Here is a 4,887-nt window from a genome sequence, read left to right as displayed (position 1 = left end):
CCCCCGTCCTCGTTGTCGCCCCGGTTCCGGTCCCGGTCGCGATCCGAGTCCCGGCCCTGTTCCCGGTCCCGGCCCGCCCCGCCCGGCTCCTCGCGCGCCCCGCGCCCGGGATCGTCGGGCGCCGGTACGGCACCGACGGCAGAGGCCTCCGCCGAGGCGTCGTACGCCGTCACGACGACCGTCGGAGCGGCGCCGTACGCCGTCTGCGCCCCCGTCAGCATCAGTGCGGCGGCCCCCAGCGCCGCCGCTCCCAGCGGCATGAGCCCTGTCGTCCGCAGCCCTCGTGTACGTGCCACAGGACAAGCCTCACACTCGCTGACCTTCCCAGCATTCCGGACTGATCCGAGGGGGCGGGCGGGCGCGGCCGTGACATGAACGTGCGGTGGGAAAGCGGTGTATCGGCTGCCGCCGGGGGCACCACGGTGATGAGGTACTGGCGTGCGAGAGAATGTGGGCATGGAGATGCCGAGGAACGAACGGTCGTCGGAGAACGCCCAGCGGATCCTGGTGGTGGGCCAGGACGGCATGGCACTCGGTGGCGGCGAAGGCGACGAGGACTCCCACGAGACGCCGGTGACGGAGCAGGTCGAGCAGCCGGCCAAGGTCATGCGCATCGGCAGCATGATCAAGCAGCTGCTCGAAGAGGTCCGTGTGGCTCCGCTCGACGAGGCGAGCCGCGCCCGGCTGAAGGAGATCCACGCCAGCTCGGTGAAGGAGCTGGAGGACGGTCTGGCTCCGGAGCTGGTGGAGGAGCTGGAGCGACTGTCGCTGCCGTTCACCGACGACGCCACCCCGTCCGATGCGGAACTGCGGATCGCGCAGGCCCAGTTGGTCGGCTGGCTGGAGGGGCTTTTCCACGGGATCCAGACCACGCTGTTCGCCCAGCAGATGGCGGCACGCGCTCAGCTGGAGCAGATGCGCCGCGCCCTTCCGAGCGGCAACATGCCCGACAGCCACGACGACCCCCGCGCGGGCGGTCGCCAGGGCGGGCCGTACCTGTAGGCCGTACGCGGGCCTCGTCCGGCCGCGCACGGACCGCAGCCGTCCACGGACCGCAGCCGTCCACGGACCGCAGCCGTCCACGGACCGCAGCCGTCCACGGACCGAGGCCGTCCACGGCCCGCGGACCCGCCCCCGGGGCGGACGACACGACACGGAAAAGGCCCGGCGGACCGACCGCCGGGCCTTCCGCTGCCCTGAGACCCGAGCTTCTGAGACCGAGTCTCTGAGGACCGAGCCTCTCAGGCGGCCCGAGCCCCTGAGGCCGCGCGCCGCCGTCGCCGCGTGTCCCGCCGGTCAGGCCGGCGGGTTGCCCGTCGAGACGCCGACCTGGATCTCCACGTCGCTCGGGTCGACCTCCGTGCCGGCGGTCGGGAACTGGTTGATGACCGTGCCCTCGCCGTAGACGTTCTCGTCCACCGACGTCGTCTTGATCCTCCAGCCGGCCGCCGACAGGCACTCCTTGACCGAGGCGATGTGCTTGTACTGGAAGTTCGGCACCTCGATCTTGTCGGGGTCGTTGTACGCCTCCCGCGGCTCGGTGCACTTGGTCGGGTCGATGGTGCGCGAGGGGTCGGGGCCGCGATAGCCGGCCCTGTGGGTCGCCGAGGGGGAGGCGGCGGTCTCGGTGCCCTCGCCGCCGCTGCCGTCGTCGTCGCCGCGCATGGACAGTGCCGCGATCAGGCCGATGATCGCGATCACCGCGACCACCGTGGACCCGATGATCACCGGCCGGTTGCTGCGCGCGCCGCCGCCCTGCGCGGGGACGGACCCGGACTGCGGGGTCAGCGTGTACGGCGGCGGGGTGGCCGCGCCCTGCTGGGCGTACGGCGTCGGGTTCGGCGTCTGGTAGCCGCCCTGCTGCGGATAGCCGTACGACGGAGCGGGCGTCGGCGCCGGGGTGCCGTACGGGTTGGGTGTCGCCGGGTTCGGCTGGTACGGCGTCTGCACGCTCTGCTGCTGCGGCGGCTGGGTGTTCTGCCCGACCGGCGGGAACACCGCGGAGCCGACACCGGAGCCGCTCTGCGTGGGCGTGCCCTGCACGATGCTCGGCGGGGCCGGCTGGAAGGACGACGCGACGCGCAGGCATTCGTCGCGCATCGACTCGGCCGTCGGGAACCGCTCGTTCGGGTTCTTCTTCAGCGCGCGGGCGACGAGCGCGTCCACCGCCGGCGGCAGCGAACGGTTGATCGAGGACGGAACCGGCGGTTCCTCCTGCACATGCGCGTACGCGATCGCGAGCGGCGAGTCCGCGTCGAACGGCAGCCGCCCCGTGACGAGCTGGAACAGCATGATGCCGACCGAGTACAGGTCGGAGCGGGCGTCCACACCGCGGCCCAGCGCCTGCTCGGGGGAGAGGTACTGCGGGGTGCCGACGACCATGCCGGTCTGTGTCATCGACGTCACACCCGACTGCATGGCGCGTGCGATGCCGAAGTCCATGACCTTGACCACGCCGCGCTTGGTCACCATGACGTTGCCCGGCTTGATGTCGCGGTGGACCAGCCCCATCTCGTGGCTGATCTCCAGCGCCGCGAGCACGTCCGCGGTGACCTTCAGCGCCTTGTCGGCGGGCATCGCGCCGTGGTTCTGGATGTCCTCGGCGAGCACGGAGCCAAGCGGGCGGCCTTCGACGTACTCCATGACGATGTACGGCATCGTCGAGCCGTCCAGCTCGTCCTCGCCGGTGTCGAAGACCGACACGATGTTGGTGTGCGTGAGCTTCGCCACGGCCTGCGCCTCGCGGCGGAACCGCTCGCGGAAGGCCTGTTCCCGGCCGAGTTCGGTGTGCAGGGTCTTGATGGCGACCTGACGGTCGAGCACCGTGTCGTAGGCGAGGTGCACCGAGGCCATGCCGCCCTCGCCGAGCAGGTCGCGCAGCTGGTAGCGGCCGTTGGCCAAAGCCCGTCCCGCGTACCGGCCCTGTGCGCCGTCCTGGCTCATCTTCTGCGTCCCCCATCGGCCGGCCGTCAGGCGCTTGCTGCCATTGATCGAAAGTGCTATTCCCGGCCAAGTCTGCCGGAGGGCACCGACACGTCAAGCGCGGTGCCCGTTCCGTGACCGTACGCGAAAGAAGCGTCGCGGAAGCGTTACAGCAGGCATACGGCCGGTACACGGAATTTGCACGAGCAGCGGACCTGACGCTTTCATGGCCGGTCCGGCTCCTGTCCTGTCCCCGCACCCTTCCCGCACCGCGGCCCGGCGCGGAGGCTGTAGCGTGGCCGACGGAGACCGTAACAACACCGCGCGTACCGCGGGCAGAAACGACGGCGAGGACCGATGGCACAGCAGCAGCGCGCTCAGGGCCCGTCCGACCCCGAGGCGACTGGCGGCGGGATGTCAGACGCGCCGGAGACGTGGGGGAACGGCGGGCTTGTCGGGGACGGCCGGTACCGGCTCACCCGCCGGCTCGGCCGGGGCGGCATGGCGGAGGTGTTCGCGGCCGAGGACGTACGGCTCGGCCGGACCGTGGCGGTGAAGCTGCTGCGCGCCGACCTCGCCGAGGACCCGGTCTCCAAGGCCCGTTTCACGCGCGAGGCCCAGTCCGTGGCCGGCCTCAACCACCATGCGATCGTCGCCGTGTACGACTCCGGCGAGGACATCGTGGGCGGCCAGAGCGTGCCGTACATCGTGATGGAGCTGGTCGAGGGCCGCACCATCCGCGACCTGCTGATGAACGCGGAGGCGCCCGGCCCCGAGCAGGCCCTGATCATCGTCTCCGGTGTGCTGGAGGCGCTGGCCTACTCGCATCAGCACGGCATCGTGCACCGCGACATCAAGCCCGCCAACGTCATCATCACCAACACCGGCGCGGTGAAGGTGATGGACTTCGGCATCGCCCGCGCCCTGCACGGCGCGTCCACGACGATGACGCAGACCGGCATGGTGATGGGCACCCCGCAGTACCTCTCCCCGGAGCAGGCGCTCGGCAAGGCCGTCGACCACCGCTCCGACCTGTACGCGACGGGTTGTCTGCTGTACGAACTGCTCGCGCTGCGCCCGCCGTTCACCGGTGAGACGCCGCTGTCGGTGGTGTACCAGCATGTGCAGGACATCCCGACGCCGCCTTCCGAGGTGTCCGACGGCGCCCCGCCGGAGCTGGACGGCCTCGTCATGCGGTCCCTGGCCAAGGAGCCCGACGACCGTTTCCAGACGGCCGAGGAGATGCGCGGGCTCGTCCAGTACGCGTTGCAGATGCTGTACGAGGCGGGCGGCCACACCGGCACCTGGAACACCGGCCCCGTCGACATGCACGACGGCCGGCACACCCCGGCCGGGGGGTACGCGGGCACGCAGATGCTGCCGCACCCCGACCACGCCGGTACGACCGCGATGCCGCAGCCGATCCTGCCCGCCGGGTACGGCAGCGGCGACGACGGCGGTTTCGAGGGGCACGGCAACAGGGGCAGCGGCCGGGGCAAGCTCTGGATCCTCGCCGTCCTCGCGGTGATCGCGATCGCGGCGGGCGTGGCGCTGGCGGTGCGGGGCGGCGGCGGCACGGGCGGCGGCCCGAAGACGACCCAGTCGCCGTCGGTGACGCAGTCCAGCACGGAGGACACCCCGAGCGCGACGCCGAGTGACGAGACGACCGAGGACGACAGCGGCGGCTCGACCGACGACAGCTCCGGCTGGGGCGACGGCAACCAGTGGACGCCGTCGAAGACCCCGTCGTACACGCCGTCGCCGACGTACAGCCGCAATCCGACGGGTGAGCCGACGGACACCCAGCCGACCGACACGCAGCCGACGGACTCCGAGCCCACGGACACGCAGCCGACGGACTCCGAGCCGACCGACACACAGCCGACCGACGGGAACGGCGGCGGCGTGGTCGAGGGCGCCAACGGCGGTGGCCCGACGAGCTGAGCCCGCCCCCGGGGGCCGGCC

3 protein-coding genes and 1 pseudogene are annotated in these 4,887 nt (G+C 71.7%); 2 read left to right on the top strand and 2 right to left on the bottom strand.

The window, feature by feature from the left end; translation table 11 throughout:
• Positions 1-296: pseudogene (locus MTQ10_RS27860) on the bottom strand (hypothetical protein); the annotation flags it as partial.
• Between the two features lie 160 nt (positions 297-456).
• Between MTQ10_RS27860 and MTQ10_RS27855 the strand changes: the two are divergent.
• Complete coding sequence (locus MTQ10_RS27855; RefSeq protein WP_247473055.1) at positions 457-1,002, top strand: bacterial proteasome activator family protein; 546 nt, start codon at positions 457-459, stop codon at positions 1,000-1,002.
• 294 nt (positions 1,003-1,296) lie between these two features.
• Here the strand turns inward: MTQ10_RS27855 and MTQ10_RS27850 are convergent, their stop codons facing one another.
• A complete protein-coding gene (locus MTQ10_RS27850) occupies positions 1,297-2,943 on the bottom strand; it encodes a protein kinase domain-containing protein (RefSeq protein ID WP_247473052.1) in 1,647 nt (548 codons plus the stop codon).
• Positions 2,944-3,279: 336 nt separating this feature from the next.
• On the opposite strand from MTQ10_RS27850, the gene MTQ10_RS27845 reads away from it, so the two are divergent.
• A complete protein-coding gene (locus MTQ10_RS27845; RefSeq protein WP_247473050.1) occupies positions 3,280-4,866 on the top strand; it encodes a protein kinase domain-containing protein in 1,587 nt (528 codons plus the stop codon).
• Positions 4,867-4,887 lie beyond the last annotated feature (21 nt).

Origin of the sequence: Streptomyces sp. XM83C (assembly GCF_023072675.1) — a bacterium.
GTDB lineage: Bacteria > Actinomycetota > Actinomycetes > Streptomycetales > Streptomycetaceae > Streptomyces > Streptomyces thermocoprophilus.
The sequence above is the reverse complement of the archived record's forward strand: the minus strand, read 5'-3'. Positions and strand labels throughout refer to the sequence as shown.